The organism is Pseudonocardia oroxyli, from assembly GCF_900102195.1.
Classification (GTDB): domain Bacteria; phylum Actinomycetota; class Actinomycetes; order Mycobacteriales; family Pseudonocardiaceae; genus Pseudonocardia; species Pseudonocardia oroxyli.
In genome coordinates this window covers 47,893-68,262 of the sequence record NZ_FNBE01000007.1, presented here as the reverse complement: position 1 = coordinate 68,262, position 20,370 = coordinate 47,893, and the positions used below count along the sequence as shown (strand labels likewise).

The window sequence follows — 20,370 nt, the reverse complement described above, 5'->3', positions numbered from 1 at the left end:
TCCACTGTGGAAGTTGCGTGACATCATTCGTGACATCACCTCGGTCGGTTCCTCGTCGTGGACTCGGGTCGTCTCGCGCATGCGACGTGTTCTACCGGAGGAGATAGGCTGGACCCGCCATCAGCGATGGACTGGACTGGACTGGCGTCGCGTACGGTGCCGGGCGCTCGATGAACTGCAGCTGCTGATTGCTGTCAGGAGTACCGGCTCCTGGTTGACTCGGTACCGGCGATCGTGTTGCCTGGGGCCAACGAGGATGGGCCCTCGACGTGTCCGGGATCGCGTATGTGCTCACCCCGCATTGTCCTGGTCGGGTCGTCGGCGCCTGCGGGTTCACTGAGCCCGTTGGTCCTCCGCGCGGATGGCGGTGACGGAGGCTGCGGCCTCCCGGCGAATCTCGTCGCAGAGGTCGGCGTAGTCGAGCGCGTCGAACTCGATGATCGGTGCGGTACGTAGTAGCCGTTTCAGGACGTCGCGCAGCACCCGACGATCGGCGAAGCCGCTCTTGGCGACGCTCGGCCAGACGTCGGAGAGGGCTCGGATGAGGGCGCGGCTGCCGCCAAGGCCAGCGCGGCGGGCGAAGATCTGGTCGAAGTCGGACTCGTTGAAGGTGCCGATCAGCCGGTAGGGGTCGGTCTCCGTCGGCACGGCGGTGAGGTGGGCGCGCCACCAGAGCCGTCCCCAGACGTGGCGGGTGATGTCAGTGGCGAGGAACCGATCACCGGTCGGTTCGCGGTAGCGCCAGAACGACACGTCGGGCAGGACGACCAGGGCGAGGAATGCCCAGATCGGCCGGACCGACGCCTCGGCGGCGACGAGGCCCATCCGCTCGTGGAGCAGCTTGGCGATGTCGAGGTCGAAGTCAGTGTGGGCGCGGCGTCGTCCGCCGCCGGGGAAGCCGGCTTCCTCCGCGATCTTGACCACCCGTTCGCGGAGGTCCTGGAGGTGTTCGCGGGGGACTCGGTGTCCGCCGGTGGCAGCGAAGACGGCTGACGGGTGTGCGAAGGCGTGCTCGTTCGTCAGTTCGCCAGGCTCGACGTGCTGGTAGCGCTGGTAGAGCTCGGTGGCGGCGGAGTCGAGCAGCCGCGGGTACAGGATGCTCATGCGCCCGCCAGGAGACCGGTGGCGTTCTGCAACCTGGTGGTGAACAGGATCGGCTCGTGCTGCCGTTCGCGGCGCAGCGCGTCGAGATCCCGGTCGGGGAAGGTCGCGCGCAGGACCGAGGCGAGCAGCGCGCCGACGGTGCCGGTGGCGTAGTCGTGGGTCGGATCGAAGTCCTTGTCGACAACGGCGCGTTCGACGAGTGACCGAATCACCTCGCTCTGCACGGTGGACAGAACGAGGCGGTCGGCGTCGCTGGGGTCGGCGGCGTTCTCAAGGGCGCCGACGACGACGGGGCGGCGCTTGTTGGCGAGCAGCAGGATCGACCCGAGGGCCTGGGAGTCGAGGTCCTCGCTGAGCTCGAGGTGCCATGCGGCGCCGGACGGGTAGCGCACCTGTTCGAAGTCGACGATCGCGAGCGGGAACAGGACGGCGTCCCCTTGGAGCATCACCGAGTGCACCTCCCGCCAGAGGACGCTGCCGGGCCGGCTCGGTGCCGTCGCCGAGGAGCCGGTGCCGGCTGCCCGGAGGATGAGGCTGGTCTCCAGGTCGAGTCTGCCGCCAAGCTCGTCGCCGGGTAGGTCGAAGTCGATCTGCAGCTCGGCGCCGTCGAGGGCAGGGAGGGAGCCCTGCCAGGCCTGGCCCCGCAGTGAGGAGTTCGCGGCGGCCCACACCACGGTGAGGGTGACGGCGGAGTCGGGGGAAAGGCCGCAGGCCTGGCGGGCGCGGAACCCGTCGACGCGCAGGGGACGCCGCAGGTGCAGGATCGTTTCGTAGTCCCAGTCGGGCAGGTCGAGGGGGAGCTCCTCGAGGGAGTCCCCGGTGACGCGCAGCCATGGGCCGGTGGCCACGACGTCGGCCGGTGGGCGTCGGTAGGGGTAGGCGCGGCTCACGAGGCGGCCACCTCCTCCGCGCGGGCACCGGAGACGACGATGTCGGTGATGGTGTCCGGCACGGGGAGGACGACGAGCTCGATCTCGGAGGGGCTGTCGACCACGCAGTCCTCGGTCCTGCGCAGACCCACGCCGTTGTCCCAATAGAGGATCTCGGGACGGGCCGCGCCGACCGGGGCGTCGTCCTCGCGCCCGCGTTCGCCGAGTCCGACGGAGAGCCTGGCGCGCAGGAGGACCGGGCCGGGCCCGCTCACCGCGAACCGCTGAGCGAGGACGACCCTGCCGTCGCGCTCATCGACGGTCGGTTCGGTCAGCTCGGCGACACTCACCTTCTGCCGAGGGGTCGGGGAGGGACGCCCCCACCACCGGCCCCGCGCCTGCCTCCACCCGCGGGTGACGCGGAGTCGGGGCGGGCGAAGGCGGCGGCGACGATCCCGCCGAGGAAGTTGCTGGCTGCGCCGAGCGCCACCCCGCTCTCGGGTCGCACGGTGGTGGCCGCCGAGCCCCTGAACCGCGACAGCCGCTCCTTGATCCGCTTCAGAGTGACGTTGACGAAGGTCCTGTCGTGCCCGCTGAGCTGCTGGCTCACCCACTGGTCGTGCGTCGGCGGCTCGCTGGCGGCGAACACGTCATCGAGCTCGTCGACGGCACGGAACACCCCGGCATAGGCCCGGTTGACCGACCCGGTCTCCGGCCCCTCCAGGTAACACACGACCAGCTCCGGCGCGCGCATCAGACACACATGGTGGGGATCGCCGGGAACGCCGGCGCATACCGCGGCGAGGCTGGCCGAGTCCTTGGCCATCGGGACGACGAAGTCCTGCTCGACGGCAAAGGCCCCGAGCTTCTGCTTGGGGCGCAGGCACTCCAGTGTCTCGCTGGTGCCGTCGCGCTGGACGCGGTAGGCATGGACGAACAGTTCGAGCGGGTAGGTTTCCGCCGGGCCCGGGACAGGGAAGATCGTGCCGGACGCGCGCACCTCCGGGACGAGCCGGTTGTCGCCGCGCTCGGGCAGCATGATCGGCCAGAGCTGCCAGGCAATGGTGTCGGCGAGGTGCCGGGCCGCCTCCCCGACGGTCTCGAAATCGTCGAGGTCGGGGTCGAGCACGGTCAGGGTGGTTCCGGACTCGTCCTCGGCGAAGGGCTGCAGCCCGAGGCTGCGCGCGACGGCATCGGCCTCGACCCCACGGAGGGGCTCGACGTGGTCGGGATCCTGGCGCACGTCGCCCCACCAGTGGCGGCCGGTGAACGGCCGCGGGTCGTCCGTTGGCGTCTCGCGGCCGTCGAACGACTCGCGCAGGGCGATGCCGATCAGCCGGGACTCGAGCCCCACGCCGGGCTCGAGGGTCCGGGTGTAGACGAGAATCGTGCCGACCTTCGACAGCCGGTACAGCACGGCCTTGCCATAGCCGTAGGTCCCGCCGCCCTGGTGGGTGTCGCGCTTCTCCCCGACGTTCAGGACGAACGAGACCCAGTCGCGGCGGTCCACAGCGAGCTCGTCGGCCCTCGTCGGTCCGCCGAGCCCCTTCGTCCCGCGGTCGACCACGGACAGCAGCCGCAGGGTCGGGGTCTTGACCAGCTTTCCGATCCCGAGATGGGGCTCCCGGGGTGCCGCCGGGGTCAGCAGCCGCTCCCAGTTCGGACGGTGCGTCGGGGCGACCGTCGTCAGCTCGAGCCGGAACGACGTGGGCCGGTCACCCAGCCGTGCGTCCCACGAGTTCTGCGCCGTCTCGCGGACGAACACCGTCAGCGGGTCGACCGGCGGGCGGCCGAGCTGGTTGCGGATGCCCTCGGACGCGATCGCGCCCGTCGGTGGGAAGGGCTGGGACCACCAGCGCGGCGTTGTCACGCCTGCTCCAGGAAGGTCTCGACGGGATCCTCCGCCGTCCGGGCGGCTGCTGCGGGGGCGCCGTCGAGGTCGACGTCGTAGTCGATGTTGGCGAGGCCGGCGAGCGTCGCGTCGCCGACCAGGCCTGCCGGTGTCAGGCGCGGGAAGCCCGGGCCGACCTCGTAGGTGTGCTGCTCCTCGACCTCGAAGATCCGTCGCGCATACACCTCCTTCTCGGACTCCTGGTATCCGAACGCGTTCAGGGCCGAGAGGAACGCGGCCTCGTCGTCTGCGACGTGCAGGACTTCGTCGACCAGGTCCGGCACCGTGCGGCCGCGGTCCGTGCGCAGCTTCAGCCAGACCAGCAAGAGCCGCCCGTCGCCACCCTCGAGCTGGCGCAGCCCGTGGATACGGACGCTGCGGGATTCGACCGAAGTCGTCGACTTGACCTCCAGCGCGACGTTCGCGCGATGGAAGTCCTGACGGCTGCGGAACGGCCCGGTCCAGAACGCCACGGCGCCCGGGTCGCGGGCCAGCATCGCGAGCAGGACCGTTAGCTCGCCGTACAGGCCGGCGAGCTCCGAGGGCGTCAGGGTGCGCCGGGATCCTGAGAGCAGGGACCGCCAGTCCGCGAGCGTCCTGCGCAGCGCGGTGACCGCGCGGTCCGGGGCCGCGGCGACGCGGGTGAGGACCTCGACGCACAGCGCGGTGAACATGTCGCGGAGCCGGTCGTCGGCGAGAGCGAGGGAGGCGTAGACACGGATGCTGGTCTCGTCCTCCAGCTCCTGGCGGCGCAGCGTGACCGCGCGCCCGTCGACGTCCTCCTGGAGCGTGTGCTTGGCGCCGATGGGGACCAGCAGATGGCGGGCCCCGGTGTCGCGGACTCCGACCAGCACCGGGCCGTGGGTAGTGTCGATGTCCGTGCTCGCGGTGCGGAACATGCTCGCCACGGGCTGCACCGCGGCTGCGGACCAGAGCTTCTCGAACCGGGCGCCGTCGGGGGTCACTCGTCGTCCTGGTCGAGGATTGAGAGGTCCTCCTCCTCGACGACGACCTGGGACAGGTCCGCGCTCATGTACTCGACGTCGGAGTCCTTGTCCTTCGGCTCCGGGAACACCAGGGCCACTCCCATCACGACGTCGTCGGTGGGGGCGTCGAGCGGGACTCGGCGCTTGGCCCGCGGCTCCGACCGGGGCTCGATCGGGTAGAGCAGAAGCAGACCTTCGGTCGGGCGCTTCGCCTTCCGGAGCTCCAGCAGTTCCTTGCGGCTCATGCCGCTCGCGCTGGGCACGTCAAGGTCGAGGGCCTCGTCCCGGCGGCTGGAGAGGGTCTTGATGTCGGCCACGCCGTCGAACTTGCCGTCCCCCTCGTGCGGCATCCGGGACCGGCGGACCATGCGCACCTCGACACCGTCGCCGAGCCGGCAGGTCTTGGTGTCGGCACCGGGCTGCGAGTTGCCGATCACCCCGATGCTCCAGCGACCAAGCGCGCCTGCCCGGACCCGCTTGCGGATGTACTCGGCGATGCGCCCGGGATCGGCGTCGGTGGAACGCTCGTGGAAGGAGTAGGCGCTCAGGAACTGGAGGACGTCGTCATGGGGGACGTCGGTGAAGAGCACGGTCTCGTCGCGGGACTGTGCTCGGATCCCGTCCTCGCCGGCCCGGGCGATCAGCTCGCGCGCGGCCTCGGCGTTGCCCGCGAGCCAGGGCTTGCCCTCGTCCGAGACGTCGAAGAACCGGGACTCGACGAGCAGGCCTCCGTAGGCAGCGGTGGCCCGGACAGCGCTGGTCATCTTTGCCTTCGCGGTGATGCTCATCTTCGGGTGCGTGCGCAGCCGCACGGCGAAGTTCAGCGGGTCGACACCCGGGTTCATGTAGCGGTCGATGTCCTGGCGCATCTCGGCCTCGACCGTCGCCAGGTGGCTGAACCAGTCCTTGAGCTCGTCGGTCATCCAGATGCGGGGCAGGTCCGGGTAGTGGTTCCGGTAGCCGAACCAGCGGCCCATCTGCAGCAGCGTGTCGTACGCGGAGACGGCGCGGACGAAGAGGCTGGACACCAGCCCCTCGAGCGTCAGGCCGCGGGAGAGGGTGTTACCGCCGACGGCGATCGCAGTCACTGGGCCGGACTCGTAGTCGAGCCGGTCTGTGCTCCGGTAGTTGTCGATCACGACCTTCGTGGCCTGCACGACCTCGGGCAGCTTCTCCCTCAGCGCCGCGAACGACACCGGGCTCTCGTCCAGATCCACGGCCGGGACGAGAGCCGTCTCCCGTGCCCAGGTGTCACGGAGCCGGTCGAGCAGGTCCGGGTCCCTGGCGTCCAGACCGCGCAGCATGCGTGCGCGCAGGTCCAGGAGCGGGTCCTTGAAGCGTCCGTGGACAGTCGTGTCGGTCGTGGTGTGGATGAGCATCGTCGAGTGCGGGTTGCCCCCACCCCGCACCCTGCGTGCCGCGGTCGCGAGCCAGAACCACTCGACGGCGCGCCGCAGCGAGTGGCTCATGCCCGGGTAGAAGTCGGCGGCCTCCTTCTTCGTCCGCGGTTTGAGCTCGTCGACCTCGTCGTCGGGCACCGTGCGGATCATGTCGAACCCGCCCTCGAGGTCCTCCGGGTCGTCCCCCGGCAAGAGGTCGCGGCCGAAGAGGACCTCGGTGCCGTGGTACCCCGTGGGCTGGGGCAGGTTGACAACGAAGTCGCGCGGGTAGAAGTCCTCGTCGTCGCCCGGGTTGATCAGCAGGTTCGCGAAGGGCGTGGCGGTGTAGCCGATGTAACCGACCTTCGGGAACTTGCTCATCACCTCGTAGAGCAGCGGGTTGATCTTCGCTGTCGCGACGGTGGACTGGTCGGCCTCGTCGTCGATGATCAGGGTCGGGATCTTCGTCAGGTATTCGTCCGCGGAGTCGAGCCAGTCGCGGAGCTTGCGCAGCACGGGGGCGTTTTTCTTGACGACCAGCAGCATCGTCTGGTCCTTGGCGGCGAAGTACGCCTTCGCGTTTCCGCCGGGCGGGGTGAAGTCCTTTTGCGGTGTGGTGATCTCGTACCACTGGGCCTGGTTCGGCACCACGAGATCGCCGCCGAGCCGGAGCTGGGTTTGGCGGCGGAGGGTGTTGTGGATGCCCGACAGGACGATGAAGAGTTTGTACCCGCGGTCGGCCGCCTTGGCCATGACCGCAGTGAAGTTCGTGGTTTTGCCGGACTGGACGAAGCCGACGACGAGCCCGCGCGTACGGAACTCGTTCTGCTTCGGATGGTCCAGCAGGGAGACGATCTTCGTCGACGCCTCGTCCACCGAGGCGATGTTGGCGTCGCCGAAGTCCTTCTGCCGCATGGACTTCTCGATGGCCGGCCAGTTCTTGTCATTGTCCTTCGGGCCCGTGTACCAGGTGACGCGCCCGTTCCGCCATACCGACGGGGGCTGGTCGAGGTTGCGGATCCGGATCGTCTCCGCCTCGTGCTTCTGGCGGACGGCCTCTACGACCTGGGGGTCCATCCCGGCGGCCTCGAGGTCGTCGGCGGCTTCCTTGGGCGAGCTGACGTCGGCGTACTTCAGGAAGAGCTTGTAGGCCTTCTCGACCCGCGTATCCGAAACTCCATCAGTCACCCGAAACCCCCACGTGCCCCACCGGTCTTTCGGAAGGCTAATCAGCGGATCGGAGCGGTGCGTTACGGGGCCACTCGTTCGAGTGAGCTGCCGGAGCGACTGAACGCGACACCCGCAACTGCGTTGGGGGCCGCTGCGCGGTCGTCGTCCGGCCGGGGCCGGGCCGTGTTGTCGGGGTGGTTGAACCGCTTACTCCGCGCGGTCTCACGTTCGAGGGTGCTGCGCATCGGCTGCGCCGACGGCCCTGCGGGCCGTCCTTGATTGAGCCTCGCCGCGCGGAGCTCCAGTGCCACTCGCAGGGACTCTGGGCGTGCCCTGCTGCCTCGGTTGCCCATATCGGTTGAGGTTCCAGGTACCTGTCGTCGCGCTATGCTCGGCTTGTGACAGCACTCTGGTCGTTCGACGAGCAGCCGCGCAGGGGGGATCCCCTCCTGCCTGGTGCCTCGCCGGCCGCGATCCGTGAGGGGCTGCTGGTCCAGGATCAGGCGGCGTTCGACTCCGCGTACGCCGATGCACTCGTCTCGGCGAGGGAGCAGCTCGATCTCACGGAGTTGCTGCGCTGTCTGGAGCATTGGCGTCGGCGGGCGTTGCTCCAACGCGACCCGCAGGACTTCGAGGCCCTTGTGCGGCGGGCTTCAGAGCGGTTGAGCGGTACGCCGCTGCCGAAGGACGAGCCGTTGGCGGTCACCCGTCGCCGAGTGGGTATGTAGACCCTCGCCTCGTGTACGACGTCACCACCGACCAGCAGGCGCACGCTCAACTTGATGCCCTGCCCGCGGAAGCCCTGGGCTACCTCGCCGAGGCCCGCGCGGTGCTGGAGGTCGCTCCGTGGAACGGTGAGCCCATCAACACCGGCTACCCGGACGCGCCGGTCCGAACGCTGCTCTTCGGGGCACACGGCGAGGGCATGGTCGTCTACTTGATCCTCGAGGATCGGCGCCAGGTCGACCTGCTCAAGATCCTCTGGTTGAGCTGAGCGATGGCCGGCCGCCCGGTCTGCTGTGTCCGGGCGCTCGTGACATCAGTCGTGACGCGAACTGGGGCATACTCCTGACGCTGGAGCGACGACCATGGAGACTTCGGTACGCGGCTGATACTGGTAGAAGGCTCGGATCGCGCTGTCGCACTGACTTGTAAGCGGTAGGTCGTCGGTTCGATCCCGACCTCCGGCTCCCTCTGAGCTGCGCAGTTCGTGACATCACTCCGGTCGGTTCCTCGGCTCGCCCTTCTCCGCGCTGAGCGTGGTTCAGGCCACCCGGCGTGGCCCCGACGTGATCCACGTCGTCTGCTCGATCAGCCGCGACACGGCGAGGACCTGGTGGTCGCCCAGGTGGGGGCCGATGATCTGGAGGCCGACGGGGAGCCCGGACGGGGTGAGGCCGACGGGTGCCGATGCCGCGGGGCGGCCGGTGAGGTTGGCGATCGCGGAGAAGGGGGTCCACTCGTCCGGCGCGGCGGGGAGGCCGGCGAGGGTGGCGGGTCCGGGGAGGGCGCGGTCGTACGCGGTGGTGCACACCGTCGGGGTGAGAAGGATGTCGATCTCGTCCGTCAGCCGCGCCATCCGGTTCGCCGCCGCCTTGCGTTCGCGGACCGCGTCGGTGAACTGCTCGGCGGTCCAGGATCGCTCGAGGACGGCCCGGACCGGAGCCGACAACGGGACGCGCGCGGCGAGCTCGCGCAGACCGACCAGGTCGGTCTCGGCGGCGACGAGCGCGTCGAACGTCTCGCGCAGGTCGGGCCAGTCGAGGCCGAGCCGCCGGACCGGCACGTCGAGGGCCGCGATCGCCCGCTCCACCACCGCGCGCACGTCGGGGTCGACGCGGGCGTATCCGAGGTCGGGGCTGTAGCCGACGCGCAGCCCGGCGGGGAGGGTGAGGTCGCGCCAGTCCACGTCGTCGCAGGGGATCGAATGCCGGTCCCGCGGGTCGGGGCCTGCGATCACGGAGAGGACCAGCCCGATGAAGCTCTTCGTCAGGCGGATCCGGGCCGGGCTCCCCGCGACGTCCCGCTCACCATCCACGCCCACGACGACTTCGGTCTCGCCACCGCCGACGCACTGGCCGCGGCCACCGCGGGCGCCCATCCGGACGTCTCGGTCAACGGCGTCTCCTACCGCTGCGGGTTCGCCGCGCTGGAGGAGGTCGTGACCGCGTTCGACGTGCTCTACGGCGTGGACACCGGGATCCGCACCGAGGGTCTGCAGGAGCTGGCGGACGTGGTGATGCGCGAGATGGGGGTGCCCCGGCCGAGGTTCAAGGCCGTGACCGGCGAGTACGCCTATCTGACGAGCACCCCCGGGGACGCCCTCGGCTGCCACCGCGACGGCCAACGCTCGTTCCCGCCCGTCTCCGGCTGCCTGCACGCCGACACCGTCGGCGCGGACGTCCGCTGGGTGTGGGACAGCCTGAGCGCCGACGCCATGGCCCGCCGGCTCGCCGTCGACCTCGGATTCGACCCGATCCCGCCGACGTCACCCGGGTGCGCGAGGCCCTCGACGACGCGGTGGCGGCGATCGCCGAGTTCCCCGTTGGCTCACCCCGGAGCAGGCGGAGGGGATCTGTCGGTCGGTGCCGGCCCCGGTGCCGGCGTGACCGACCTCCCCCACCTCCAGCCGGTGGGGGTTGTCCCGGTGGGACAGCGGGTGGCGGTGACGATGTCCCTGCGGGGGATGGGCTGCCCGCGAGTGCCGGGCGCTGATCACACGGTTCCGGCGCTGACGGCGGCGGCCCCGACCCGGTCCGGGTCAGTCCGCGTCCGGGTCGATCGGGAAGTCGTCGCGGAAGAGCAGGTCCGGGTCCCACTCGCGCTTGAGCGCCTGCAGACGCTTGAGGTGCTCGGGCGGGAACGCGCGGGCGACGACCTCGGGGCCGGTGTCGGTCTCGAAGCACCGCGACCCCGAAGTTGGCGCCCGCGCCCCGCATCGCCCAGAACAGGTCGGGATGCTCGGTGGCGCTCGCGTGCACCAGGTCGCCCGCCGCGGTCACCACGTCCACGGACCGGAGCAGGTCGATCGTCAGGCCGTGCTCGCGCGCGAACCAGCCGATCCCCGCGGTGGTCGCCAGCCCGCCGACGCCGGCCCCGCCCGCGTCGCCCGCGGTGATCGCGAGCCCGTGCGGGGCGAGCGCCTGCGCGACCTCGGCCCAGTGGGCGCCCGGCCCGACCCGCACCCGGTCGCCGGACACGGAGATCTCGTTCAGGGCGTCGAGCGCCAGGACGAGCCCGCCGTCGTTGAGCGAGCGGCCGGACAGCCCGTGCCCACCGCTGAACAGCCCGAGCGGGACGTCCCGGTGGCGGGCCGCGAACCGCACGGCCTCCCGGACCTCGGCGACGGTCTGCGGGCGCAGCACCATCCCCGGCCGGGCGCCGCGGAAGTACCCCGAGGTGTAGCGGGCGTAGCCGTGGTCACCCGGCAGGATCGCCCGCTCCGCGAGCGCGGCGGGCACCGGGTCGCCCGCGAAGGACGCGACGGTGCGCGCCGTCGGGCGGACCCGCCGCGGCGGCGCGCCTCACCGACCCGCTCGCGGATCTCCGGCGCGGTGACCTCGGCGAACCGCCGGATCTCCGCCGGGTCGTCGCTCGCCAGGATGAAGACGCCGACGCCGTCCTCGATCGCCCGCTCGGCGAGCGCGGCCGCCGAGTACTGGGGAGTGACGTCGAGCAGCCGGTGGATCGTGCGCGGATCGCGACCCGCGGCGCGGGCGGCCTCGTCGATCACCCGGTTCCCCGCGGCCAGGTCGCCGGGCTTCAGCCAGGGCAGGCTCGGCAGCCACCCGTCTCCCTTGCGCCCGACGAGCTGCTGCATCGCCGCTGCCGCGCGCCCACCCAGATCGGGATGTCGCGGCCGTCGCTGAGCAGGTCCAGGCTCGCGAGTGCGCGGGCGAGCACCGCGGGCGGTCGCAGCGGCAGGTTGAGCACGTTGCCCGCCACGTGGATGCGGGAGGTCCGCGCCGCGACCCAGGTGAGCAGGGTCCAGGTGTCGTGGAACGACGCCTGGTAGGGGTGGTCCTGGAAGGTCACCAGATCCGCCCCAGATCCTCGCTCAGCACCGCCAGGTCCACCGGACGCCGGAGTGTGGCGTGGGCGGGGGTGACGAAGCTGCCGAAGCGGAGCGGATGGCCGTAGTCGGGCATGGCTCCAGCGTGCCGCCGGAGATCATCCTCGACAACACCGCGTCGACGGGCTGTCGAGCCGGATGCTGACCGTCCGGCTCCGCGAGCTCGAGGAGGCGGGCCTCATCGAGCGGATCGTGACCCCGACCATCCCGGTGAGCGTCCGCTACCGCACCACGCAGCGGGGCCGTGAGCTCCTGCGCGCCCTCCAGCCCCTCGGTCAGTACGCCCACCGCTGGGAACCCGAGACCCCGTGAGCGGCGATGGTCGCTCTGGCGACCATCGCCGCTCACGACCTCGGTGGGGTCCGGGCGGCGGTCAGCCCAGGACCTTGTCCAGGGTGATCGGGAGGTCGCGGACCCGGACGCCGGTGGCGTGCCAGGCCGCGTTGGCCACCGCGGCCGCGGTGCCGACGATGCCGATCTCGCCGACCCCCTTGGAGCCCATCGGGTTCACGTAGGGGTCGTCCTCGTCGAGCCAGTGCGCCTGCAGGTCGGCGACGTCCGCGTTCGCGGGCACGTGGTACTCGGCCAGGTCGTGGTTGACGACCGCGCCGGTGCGCGGGTCGAGCAGGCTCTGCTCGTGCAAAGCCATGCCGAGGCCCATCGTCATGCCGCCGAGCAGCTGCGAGCGGGCGGTGCGCGGGTTCACGATCCGGCCGCACGCGAACACCCCGTACAGCCGCGGCACCCGCACCTCGCCGGTGTCGGCGTGCACCCGGACCTCGGCGAACTGCGCGCCGAAGGCCGACATGACGTACTCCTGCTCGGCCGGGTTGGGCGGCACGTCGGCGGCGGCCTCGTCGCCCTCGCGCGGGTCGTCGCCGAACTCGTCCCGGAACTCCCGCGCGGCCTCCACCAGCGCGGACCCCCAGGTCGTGGTGCCGGACGAGCCGCCCGCCACCGACGCCTCGGGCAGGTCGGTGTCGCCGAGCAGCACGTCGACCCGGGCCTCGTCCACGCCGAGGGCGTCGGCGAGGATCTGCGGCAGCACCGTGTACGCGCCGGTCCCGAGGTCCGCGGCGCCGATCCGGCCGACGTAGCGGTCGCCCTCGCGGCGCACCGTCGCCGTGGACTTCGTCATCCGGATGGTCGGGTAGACCGACGCGGCCACGCCCGTGCCGACCCACCAGCCGTCGACCCGCCGCGTCCCCGGCTCGGGGTCGCGGTCGGCCCAGCCGAACCGCTCGGCCCCCGCGCGCAGGCAGGCGACGAGGTTGCGGGAGGAGAACGGCCTGCCGGTCTCCGGGTCGACCTCCGGCTCGTTGCGGATCCGCAGCTCGACGGGGTCGATGCCCAGTTCGACGGCCAGCTCGTCGAGCGCGACCTCGGGGCCGAACATGCCAGGGCACTCGCCCGGCGCCCGCATCCAGGAGGGGACGGGGACGTCGAGCGCGGCGAGGCGGTGGGTGGTGCGGCGGTTGGGCGCGGCGTACATCGTGCGGGTGGGCACGCCGGTCTGCTCCGCGAACTCCTTGACCTTCGACGTCTGCTCGACGACGTCGATCGCGATGCCGCGCAGCGTCCCGTCGCGCTCGGCGGCGAGCTGGAGCCGCTGGATGGTCGGCGTCCGGTGGCCTGCCAGGGCGAACATCTCCTGGCGGGTCAGCGCGAACCGGACGAGCCGCCCCGGCAGCGCACGGGCCGCCAGCGCCGCCGTGACGACGTTCGCGTGCGGGGTGCCCTTCGACCCGAACCCGCCGCCGACGTACGGGCACACCACCCGGACCTGCTCCGGCGCGAGGCCGAAGACCTGCACCACGGTGTCCCGCACGCGGTGCACCGACTGGGTGGAGTCCCACAACGTCAGGTGCGTGCCGGTCCAGAGCGCCGAGGTGGCGTGCGGCTCCATCGGGTTGTTGTGCTGCATCGGCGTGCGGTAGGTCCGCTCGAGCGTGACGGGTGCCAGCGCCAGCGCGTCGTCCATGTTCCCGGTCGCGGTGTCCGTCTCGTGGCCCGCGTTGACCTTCTCCGGGGTGTAGAGGTCCGTGCGGTCGGCGCGCAGCTCGGCGCGCAGCTCGGCGTTCGTGGCCTCGGCGGCGTAGCGGACCTCGACGAGTCCGGCGGCCTCCCGGGCGATCTCGTCGCTGTCGGCGAGCACCGCGGCCACGATCTGCCCGCGGAAGCCCACCTCGGCGTCCTGCAGCACGGCCAGTTCGCGGTCCTCGGTGGACGCCAGGTGCTCGGCGGTGGCGTGGGTGAGGACCCGCTGCACGCCGTCGAGGGCCTCGGCCGCGGTCGTGTCCAGGTCGACGATCCGGCCGCGGGCGACCGTCGAGGTGACCACGCGGCAGTAGGCGGGCGGGCCCGCGCCCTCCGGCACGGGGGTCTCGTCCGCGTAGACGGCGGTGCCGCGGACCTTGAGCCCACCGTCGCGGCGCAGCAGGTCCCGGCCGATCGCGCGGGGCTCGAGCACGTCGGTCATGCCGTCTCCCTCGGTGTGGTCTGCCGCAGAGTCGCGGTCAGGGTGCGCCGGGCGAGCGGGATCTTGAAGGCGTTGCCGCCGTCGAACCCGGGTTGGGGGCGGGCGTCGGCCAGCTCGGCCTCCGCCGCGGCCGCGAAGGCCTCCTCGGTGGCGGGGCCGCCGCGCAGGGTGTCCTCGGCGCGGACCGCCCGCCACGGCGTGTGGGCCACGCCGCCGAGCGCGATCCGGGCGTCCAGGACCGTCCCGTCGACGACGTCGAGCACCGCGGCGACCGAGACCAGCGCGAACGCGTACGACGCCCGGTCCCGCACCTTGCGATAGGCGTGGCGGCCCCGCGGGTAGGAGACGTCGATGGCGGTGATCAGCTCGCCGTGCGCCAGCTCGGTGTCCTGCTCGGGGGTGTCGCCGGGCAGCCGGTGCAGGTCGGTGAACGCGAGCGTCCGGCCGCCGTCGGGCCCGAGGATCCGCACCTGCGTGTCGAGGGCGGCCAGCGCCACCGCCATGTCCGACGGGTGCGTGGCGATGCAGTGCTCGGACGCCCCGAGGATCGCGTGGTTGCGGGTGGCCCCGCCGATCGCGGCGCAGCCGGAGCCCGGCACGCGCTTGTTGCACGCGCTCGCCGGGTCCTGGAAGTACGGGCAGCGGGTGCGCTGCAGCGGGTTCCCGCCGGTCGTGGCCATGTTGCGCAGCTGGCCGGACGCCCCGGACAACAGCGCCGCGGCGAGCACCGGCAGCCGGGCGCGCACCCGCGGGTCGGCGGCGAGGTCGGCGTTGGTCACGCCCGCCCCGATCCGCAGGCCGCCGTCGATGTCGACGATCTCGGTGGAGGTCAGCGACGTGACGTCCACCAGGAGGCCGGGATCGGCGATCCCGAGCCGGAGGTGGTCGACGAGGTTGGTGCCGCCGCCGAGGAAGGCGGCGTCCGGGCGGTCGGCGACCGCGGCGACCGCGGCCGCGGCGGTGTCCGGGCGGTCGTAGGCGAAGGGCCTCATCGGGTCGCCGCCCCGGCCGCGGTCCGCACGGCCTCCCGGATGCCCTTGTAGGCACCGCAGCGGCACAGGTTCCCGCTCATCCGCTCGGCGATCTCGGCGTCGTCGAGCGCGGGGGTGTCGGTGAGGTCGGCGGTGACGACGCTCGGCCACCCGCGGGCGTGCTCGTCGAGCACGCCCGCGGCCGAGCACACCTGACCCGGCGTGCAGTAGCCGCACTGGAAGCCGTCGGCCTCCTGGAAGGCCTGCGGGAGTGGCCCGTCGATCCCCGCCGCGGTCACCACCTCCGCCCCGTCCCGGGTGACGGCGAGGGTCAGACAGCTCAGCACCCGCCTGCCGTCGACCAGGACGGTGCACGCGCCGCACTGCCCGTGGTCACAGCCCTTCTTCGGGCTCGTGATCCCGAGGCGCCGGCGGAGTAGGTCCAGCAGCGAGGTCCGGGTGTCGCAGGTGGTGGTGTGGGTGGCGCCGTCGACCGTCAGGGTCAGTTCGGGATCCATGCCCCGACGGCTTCCCCGAGCGGCGCGCCTCAACCACCGGCGTGGGCGCGCAGGGGCACGCTCTGCCAGCCCTTGAGGGTGTTGTTCAGCTTCGGCACGGGATCCCCGAGCGGTTCGAGGCGGGCGATCCGGCGGGCGAGCGCGGTCAGGACGAGCTCGATCTCGAGCCGGGCGATGGGTTGACCGACGCACTGGTGGATGCCCATGCCGAAGGCGACGTGGCCCGAGGCCCGGCGCGTGATGTCCAGCCGGTCGGCGTCCGGGCCCCACTTGCGGGGGTCGCGGTTGGCGGCGGCGAGGAACAGCAGCACCTTCTCCCCCTCGCCGATCACGGTGCCCGCCACCTCGACCTCGCGGGTGGTGGTGCGGAAGAAGGTCTGCACCGGCCCGGCGTAGCGCAGGGCCTCGTCGAAGGCGAACTTCGCGAGGGTGGGGTCGGCGTGCAGGGCCGCCCACTGCTCGGGGTGGGCGGCGAGCGCCGCCACGGTGTTCGCGATGCCGTGCACGGTCGTGTCGACCCCCGCGGAGAGCAGCGATCGGACGAGCATGGGGGCCTGCTCGTGGGTGATGTCGCCCGCGTCGGCGGCGGCCCAGATGGAGGCGCCGAGCCCGTCGGGGCTCAGCGCGTCCCGTTGGCAGCTTTTCCAGATCCACTCCTGGACCGGTGCCGCGGCGGCCAGCGCCTCCTCGAGCAGGGCGTTGCGCGGTCCGAAGGCGTTGAAGGCGAGCCCGCCGTAGGGCAGCAGGTTCTCCCGGCCGTCCGCCGGCAGCCCGACGATGTCCGGGAACACCTGCAGCGGGTAGCGCTCGGCCAGGTCGGTGACGGCGTCGAACTCGCCGCGGGCGACGAGCTCGTCAGCGATGGACTCCGCGCTCGCCGTGAAGCCCTCCCGGAAGCGGCGCACGGTCCGCGGGGCGATGACGGCGCTCATCGCCTTGCGGGTGGCGGTGTGGGTCGGGGGGTCGGCCTCGAGCAGCAGGCTGGGCGGGCGCCAGGGCTTCTCCCTGTGGAAGTCCGAGAGCCCCGCGCCGCGGCTGGAGCAGAAGGTCGCCGGGTCGGTGAGCGCGGCGTGGACCTCCGCGTAGCGGCCCATGGCCCAGATGCCGTAGCGCCGCAGGTGGACCACCGGGCCGCTGTCGCGCAGGCGCTGGTGGAAGGGGTAGGGGTCGGTGAGGATCTCGTCGCCGAACGGGTCGTCGTCGAGGACGGGGATCGTGGTGATCACGGGGTCACAGGTCCAGCACGAGACGGGCCGAGCAGGACCGGGACACACAGATCATCATCGTGTCGTTCGCGGCCTGCTCCTCGTCGGTGAGCAGGGAGTCGCGGTGGTCCGGGACCCCGTCGAGGACGGCGGTCTCGCAGGTCCCGCAGGTGCCCTCCTGGCACGAGGACAGCACCTGGACGCCGGACGCCTCGACGACGTCGAGGATCGACCGGTCGGCGGGCACCGCGAGCGTGGTGCCGGACCGGGAGAGCTCGATCTCGAAGGACTCCATCGGGCCGTCGGTCGCGCCCGCCTTGGGGGCGAACCGCTCCAGGTGCAGGGCGCCCTGCGGCCAGCGGGTGCACTGCTCCTCGACGGCGGCGAGCAGGGGCTCGGGGCCGCAGCAGTAGACCGCGACGTCCGCGCCCGGCTCGGCCAGGATCGTGGGCAGGTCGAGCAACCCGACCTCGTCCATCGGGCGCACGGTGACCTTGCCCGGGTAGGCCTGCTCCAGCCGGTCCCGGAAGGCCATCGACGAGCGGGTGCGGCCGCCGTAGACGAGCCGCCAGTCCGCCCCCGCCGCCTCGGCCTGCGCGAGCATCGGCAGGATCGGGGTGATGCCGATGCCGCCCGCGACGAACACGTAGCGGACGGCCGCGACCAGCGCGAAGTGGTTGCGCGGGCCGCGCACGTGCACGGTGTCGCCCTCGGCGAGGGTGTCGTGGACGTGGGCGGAGCCGCCGCGCCCGGCGGGCTCGCGCAGCACCGCGACCTGCAGGACCGAGCGCTCGGCCGGGTCCCCGCACAGCGAGTACTGCCGGACGAGGTCGTCGGTGAGGACGAGATCGATGTGCGCGCCGGGCTCCCACTCGGGCAGGTCGGCACCGTCGGCGCTGCGCAGCGTCAGCTGCACGACGCCGTCGGCCAGGGTCTCCTTCTTGTCCAGCACCAGGTCGAGCTCGTACTCGTGGTGGGGTGCGGTCTGCATCGAAAGCCTCCTCAGGTGTGGGCGAGGATCCGCGCGCGGTCGTCCGGCGGCGGGGCGGAGTCGCGGGGATCGGCGTGGTGGCCGGTGGGGTGGCCGAGCAGCCACTCCCACAGCTCGACGGGATCCTCGAAGTCCCGTTCGGCGCCGCAGTGGCAGACCGCGCGGAGCCGGTCGGTGCCCAGCACCCAGTGGATGCGGTAGACCCGCTCGCCGTCCAGGACCGGGGGCGCCTCCGGGATCTCGCCTCCCCCGGTCATCGGGCGGCCGGGGCGTTCTGCGGCGCCTCGCCGACCATCCGGGCCAGCATCCGCCGCGCCGCCAGGCCGCCGGTGTCGATGTTGATCGACAGCTCCTGGTAGCCCGCGGGCTCGCGCGCGACGACCTGCTCCAGCACGTCGAGGGCGACCACGTCCTGCAGGACGACGGTCCGGTTGTTCTCGGCGAGGAAGGCCGAGACCTCCTCGTCGTCGAGGGCGAAGTCGCGGGCGACCATCCAGAAGTCGTGGGTGGAGTGCTCGGTCTCCGGCGTGATGGCGTACACGACCTCGACGTGGAAGGCGTCCGGGTCCGTGCCGTCCGGGTTCGGGACCGACCCGACCGGCGCGATCCGGCTGTGCAGCTTGTACAGGCACGGCGGCGTGTACTCGATGTCCTGCCAGCGGGCGATGCGCCCCTGCAGCCCGGTCGACTTCGCATAGAACGGCGGGCACTCGGCGTCCGCCATGTGGCGCGACACGTAGACGATCCCGGCGTCGTCGTCCACCTCGGTCGTGATCGGCGTCGAGGCCACCTCGGGGGTGCCGATGTAGCCGCCGTGCAGGTAGGTCTCGTGGGACAGGTCGAGCAGGTTGTCCACCAGCAGCGAGAACCGCGCGGCCAGCGGCTCCAGGCCGCGGACGGTCGTGTAGCCCTCGGCGTCCAGGTACGTGGCGCGCGGGATGCGCGACTCGTCGGCCAGTCCCGGATCCCCGATCCAGATCCACACCAGCGAGTCCAGCTCCGCGACCGGGTACGAGGTGAGCCGGGCGGTGCGCGGCACGCGCGTCTGCCCCGGCACGGCCACGCACTTGCCGTCCGCGCCGTAGGTGAAGCCGTGGTACCCGCAGACCACGGCGCCGTCGACCAGCCGGGACGGGGCCTGGGACAGCGGGAACCGGCGGTGCACGCACCGGTCGGAGTGGGCGACGACCTCGCCGGCCTCGGTGCGCCAGAACAGGATCGGCGCGTCGCAGATCGTGCGGGCGAACAGCGCGTGCTCGATCTCGGCGGAGTACGCGGCGACGTACCACTGGTTGCGCGGGATGGCGCTCACGACGGGACTCCCTCGGCTCGGGTGGTGGGGACATCGGCCGCGGTGCGCAGCCGCAGGAGGAACAGGGTGGCCGCGGCGACGACGAACACGACGCCGAACAGCAGGTACAGCGACTGCGGGGTCCAGCCGCCGTCGAGCAGGGTGCCGGCCAGGGTGGGGGCGAGGATCGCGCCCGCGCGGCCGATCGCCAGCCCGGTGCCGACCCCGGTCGTCCGCACCGCGGACTCGTACACCGTGGGGGTCAGGGCGTAGAGGCCCGCGACGCAGCCGTTCACGAACAGCCCGATCACCACGGCGACGACCAGGGCGAACGCCAGCGACGACGTGGTCGCGATGAAGAAGGCGAGCAGGGCCCCGGTCGCGACGAGGTAGGCGGCGAGGACGTTCCGCAGGGGGAAGCGGGCGGCCAGCAGGCCGAGCAGCGCGGCGCCGAAGATGCCGCCGACGTTCAGCAGCGTGCCGCCCGCGATGCCGGCGGTCGGGGAGAGCCCGGCCTCGGTGAGCAGGGTGGGCGTCCAGCTGGTGACGAAGTAGAAGCCCGCCATGATGCAGAAGAAGACGACCCACAGCACCAGCGTGGTGCGGCGGAGCCTCGGGGTGAGGAGCTCGCGGTAGCCCGCGGCGACACCGCGCGGGGCCGCGGGGCGCTCGGGGAGGACGGCGAGCGCCGCGTGCCCCATCCTGGCGAGCAGGCCGTTGATCCGCTCCAGGGCCGCGGCCGGGCGGCGGGCCACGAGGAAGTCCAGTGACTCGGGCAGCCGCCACCACACCAGCGGGATGGCGAGCGCGGTCGCGAGGCCGCCGACCAGGAACACCGACCGCCAGCCGAACTGGCCGATCAGGAGCACGGCGAGCAGGCCACCGAGGGTCGCGCCGAGGGCGTAGCCGGTCGAGTTGAGGCTGACGGCGAGTCCCCGCCACCTGGCGGAGGCGTACTCGGCGGCGATGACGTTGCTGGTGGCCAGCACGCCGCCGATGCCGATCCCGGTCAGCGCCCGCAGCCCGCCGAGCTGCCAGGCGGCCTGGCTGACCGAGGAGAGCAGCATGGCGGCCGCGGCGACCGTCAGACAGCCGAGCACCATCGGCCTGCGGCCGATCCGGTCGGCCCACGGCGCAACGAACATCGAGCCCAGCGCCATGCCGATCAGTCCGGCGGACAGCAGCAGACCGAGCTGGGCACCGGTCAGGCCCCACTCGGCCGAGACGGACTTCCCGGTGAAGGCCATCACCAGCACGTCGAAGCCGTCGATCATGTTGAGCAGCACGCAGACGACGACCGCGCTCCACTGGAAGCGGGACATGGGTCGCTCGTCGATCAGGTCGCGGACGGTGGCGCTCATCGCGGGCCACCGGGGCGGACGGGAAGGCGGGAATCACGCATGGCAGCACTCCGTTGTCGACTGCTCGGGCCCGGACGAGGTGG

General features: G+C 72.2%; 21 protein-coding genes and 1 pseudogene. 4 read left to right on the top strand and 18 right to left on the bottom strand.

All coding sequences use genetic code 11. The annotated features are described in order from the left end of the window. Positions 1-333 precede the first annotated feature (333 nt). Genes BLS43_RS12320 through BLS43_RS12295 form a run of 6 tightly spaced genes read right to left on the bottom strand, consistent with a single transcriptional unit; the run spans position 334 to position 7,417 of the window. Entirely contained in the window at positions 334-1,104 is a 771-nt protein-coding gene (locus tag BLS43_RS12320; protein WP_093083003.1) for a DUF6339 family protein, read from the bottom strand. After that, a complete protein-coding gene (locus BLS43_RS12315; RefSeq protein ID WP_093082999.1) occupies positions 1,101-1,994 on the bottom strand; it encodes a hypothetical protein in 894 nt (297 codons plus the stop codon). Before BLS43_RS12315 ends, BLS43_RS12320 begins: the two co-directional genes overlap by 4 nt. Beyond that, positions 1,991-2,323 carry a hypothetical protein gene (locus BLS43_RS12310; RefSeq protein ID WP_093082994.1) on the bottom strand — a complete coding sequence of 111 codons (333 nt, stop codon included), beginning with the start codon at positions 2,321-2,323 and terminating at the stop codon, positions 1,991-1,993. The genes BLS43_RS12315 and BLS43_RS12310 overlap by 4 nt, the downstream gene beginning before the upstream one ends. Next, positions 2,320-3,843, bottom strand: a complete 1,524-nt coding sequence (locus BLS43_RS12305) for a hypothetical protein (protein ID WP_093082989.1) — start codon at positions 3,841-3,843, stop codon at positions 2,320-2,322. The genes BLS43_RS12310 and BLS43_RS12305 overlap by 4 nt, the downstream gene beginning before the upstream one ends. Further along, complete coding sequence (locus tag BLS43_RS12300; RefSeq protein WP_093082984.1) at positions 3,840-4,829, bottom strand: PD-(D/E)XK motif protein; 990 nt, start codon at positions 4,827-4,829, stop codon at positions 3,840-3,842. Before BLS43_RS12300 ends, BLS43_RS12305 begins: the two co-directional genes overlap by 4 nt. After that, entirely contained in the window at positions 4,826-7,417 is a 2,592-nt protein-coding gene (locus BLS43_RS12295) for a Z1 domain-containing protein (protein WP_218129800.1), read from the bottom strand. Before BLS43_RS12295 ends, BLS43_RS12300 begins: the two co-directional genes overlap by 4 nt. Positions 7,418-7,797: 380 nt before the next feature. On the opposite strand from BLS43_RS12295, the gene BLS43_RS12290 reads away from it, so the two are divergent. Beyond that, positions 7,798-8,127: a DUF6247 family protein gene (locus BLS43_RS12290; protein ID WP_093082981.1), complete on the top strand. Its 330-nt coding sequence runs from the start codon at positions 7,798-7,800 to the stop codon at positions 8,125-8,127. 11 nt (positions 8,128-8,138) lie between these two features. Beyond that, positions 8,139-8,393: a hypothetical protein gene (locus BLS43_RS12285; RefSeq protein ID WP_093082978.1), complete on the top strand. Its 255-nt coding sequence runs from the start codon at positions 8,139-8,141 to the stop codon at positions 8,391-8,393. A 270-nt stretch (positions 8,394-8,663) separates the two neighbouring features. Here BLS43_RS12285 and BLS43_RS12280 read toward each other — a convergent pair whose 3' ends face one another. Further along, complete coding sequence (locus tag BLS43_RS12280) at positions 8,664-9,443, bottom strand: amidase family protein (protein WP_245707453.1); 780 nt, start codon at positions 9,441-9,443, stop codon at positions 8,664-8,666. Between BLS43_RS12280 and BLS43_RS32000 the strand changes: the two are divergent. Then, a pseudogene (locus BLS43_RS32000) lies at positions 9,327-9,578 on the top strand (hypothetical protein); the annotation flags it as partial. The gene BLS43_RS12280 and the pseudogene BLS43_RS32000 sit on opposite strands and share 117 nt — an antisense overlap. Positions 9,579-9,669: 91 nt before the next feature. On the opposite strand, the gene BLS43_RS32315 reads toward BLS43_RS32000, so the two are convergent. The 3 genes from BLS43_RS32315 to BLS43_RS31035 are packed head-to-tail and all read right to left on the bottom strand — an operon-like array spanning position 9,670 to position 11,434. Further along, positions 9,670-10,725, bottom strand: coding sequence for an FAD-binding protein (locus tag BLS43_RS32315; RefSeq protein WP_093082971.1), 1,056 nt, complete (start codon positions 10,723-10,725; stop codon positions 9,670-9,672). Further along, positions 10,611-11,219 carry a hypothetical protein gene (locus tag BLS43_RS31040; RefSeq protein WP_245707452.1) on the bottom strand — a complete coding sequence of 203 codons (609 nt, stop codon included), beginning with the start codon at positions 11,217-11,219 and terminating at the stop codon, positions 10,611-10,613. Before BLS43_RS31040 ends, BLS43_RS32315 begins: the two co-directional genes overlap by 115 nt. Next, positions 11,162-11,434 (bottom strand): LLM class flavin-dependent oxidoreductase, encoded by a 273-nt coding sequence (locus BLS43_RS31035; protein WP_245707451.1) that lies wholly within the window; start codon positions 11,432-11,434, stop codon positions 11,162-11,164. The genes BLS43_RS31040 and BLS43_RS31035 overlap by 58 nt, the downstream gene beginning before the upstream one ends. Before the next feature lie 163 nt (positions 11,435-11,597). On the opposite strand from BLS43_RS31035, the gene BLS43_RS12260 reads away from it, so the two are divergent. Further along, positions 11,598-11,783, top strand: coding sequence for a winged helix-turn-helix transcriptional regulator (locus tag BLS43_RS12260; RefSeq protein WP_281245830.1), 186 nt, complete (start codon positions 11,598-11,600; stop codon positions 11,781-11,783). A 61-nt stretch (positions 11,784-11,844) separates the two neighbouring features. On the opposite strand, the gene BLS43_RS12255 is transcribed toward BLS43_RS12260, so the two are convergent. Genes BLS43_RS12255 through BLS43_RS12220 form a run of 8 tightly spaced genes read right to left on the bottom strand, consistent with a single transcriptional unit; the run spans position 11,845 to position 20,287 of the window. Then, positions 11,845-13,950 carry a xanthine dehydrogenase family protein molybdopterin-binding subunit gene (locus BLS43_RS12255; protein WP_093082964.1) on the bottom strand — a complete coding sequence of 702 codons (2,106 nt, stop codon included), beginning with the start codon at positions 13,948-13,950 and terminating at the stop codon, positions 11,845-11,847. Continuing rightward, a complete protein-coding gene (locus tag BLS43_RS12250; RefSeq protein WP_093082961.1) occupies positions 13,947-14,942 on the bottom strand; it encodes an FAD binding domain-containing protein in 996 nt (331 codons plus the stop codon). The genes BLS43_RS12255 and BLS43_RS12250 overlap by 4 nt, the downstream gene beginning before the upstream one ends. Next, a complete protein-coding gene (locus BLS43_RS12245; RefSeq protein ID WP_093082958.1) occupies positions 14,939-15,439 on the bottom strand; it encodes a 2Fe-2S iron-sulfur cluster-binding protein in 501 nt (166 codons plus the stop codon). The genes BLS43_RS12250 and BLS43_RS12245 overlap by 4 nt, the downstream gene beginning before the upstream one ends. A 29-nt stretch (positions 15,440-15,468) precedes the next feature. Next, positions 15,469-16,665, bottom strand: a complete 1,197-nt coding sequence (locus BLS43_RS12240) for a cytochrome P450 (protein WP_093082955.1) — start codon at positions 16,663-16,665, stop codon at positions 15,469-15,471. Between the two features lie 4 nt (positions 16,666-16,669). Next, a complete protein-coding gene (locus BLS43_RS12235; RefSeq protein ID WP_093082952.1) occupies positions 16,670-17,635 on the bottom strand; it encodes a PDR/VanB family oxidoreductase in 966 nt (321 codons plus the stop codon). An 11-nt stretch (positions 17,636-17,646) separates the two neighbouring features. After that, positions 17,647-17,892, bottom strand: coding sequence for a hypothetical protein (locus tag BLS43_RS12230; RefSeq protein WP_093082949.1), 246 nt, complete (start codon positions 17,890-17,892; stop codon positions 17,647-17,649). Next, a complete protein-coding gene (locus tag BLS43_RS12225; RefSeq protein WP_093082946.1) occupies positions 17,889-18,947 on the bottom strand; it encodes an aromatic ring-hydroxylating oxygenase subunit alpha in 1,059 nt (352 codons plus the stop codon). Before BLS43_RS12225 ends, BLS43_RS12230 begins: the two co-directional genes overlap by 4 nt. Continuing rightward, complete coding sequence (locus BLS43_RS12220) at positions 18,944-20,287, bottom strand: MFS transporter (RefSeq protein WP_093082941.1); 1,344 nt, start codon at positions 20,285-20,287, stop codon at positions 18,944-18,946. Before BLS43_RS12220 ends, BLS43_RS12225 begins: the two co-directional genes overlap by 4 nt. Positions 20,288-20,370 lie beyond the last annotated feature (83 nt).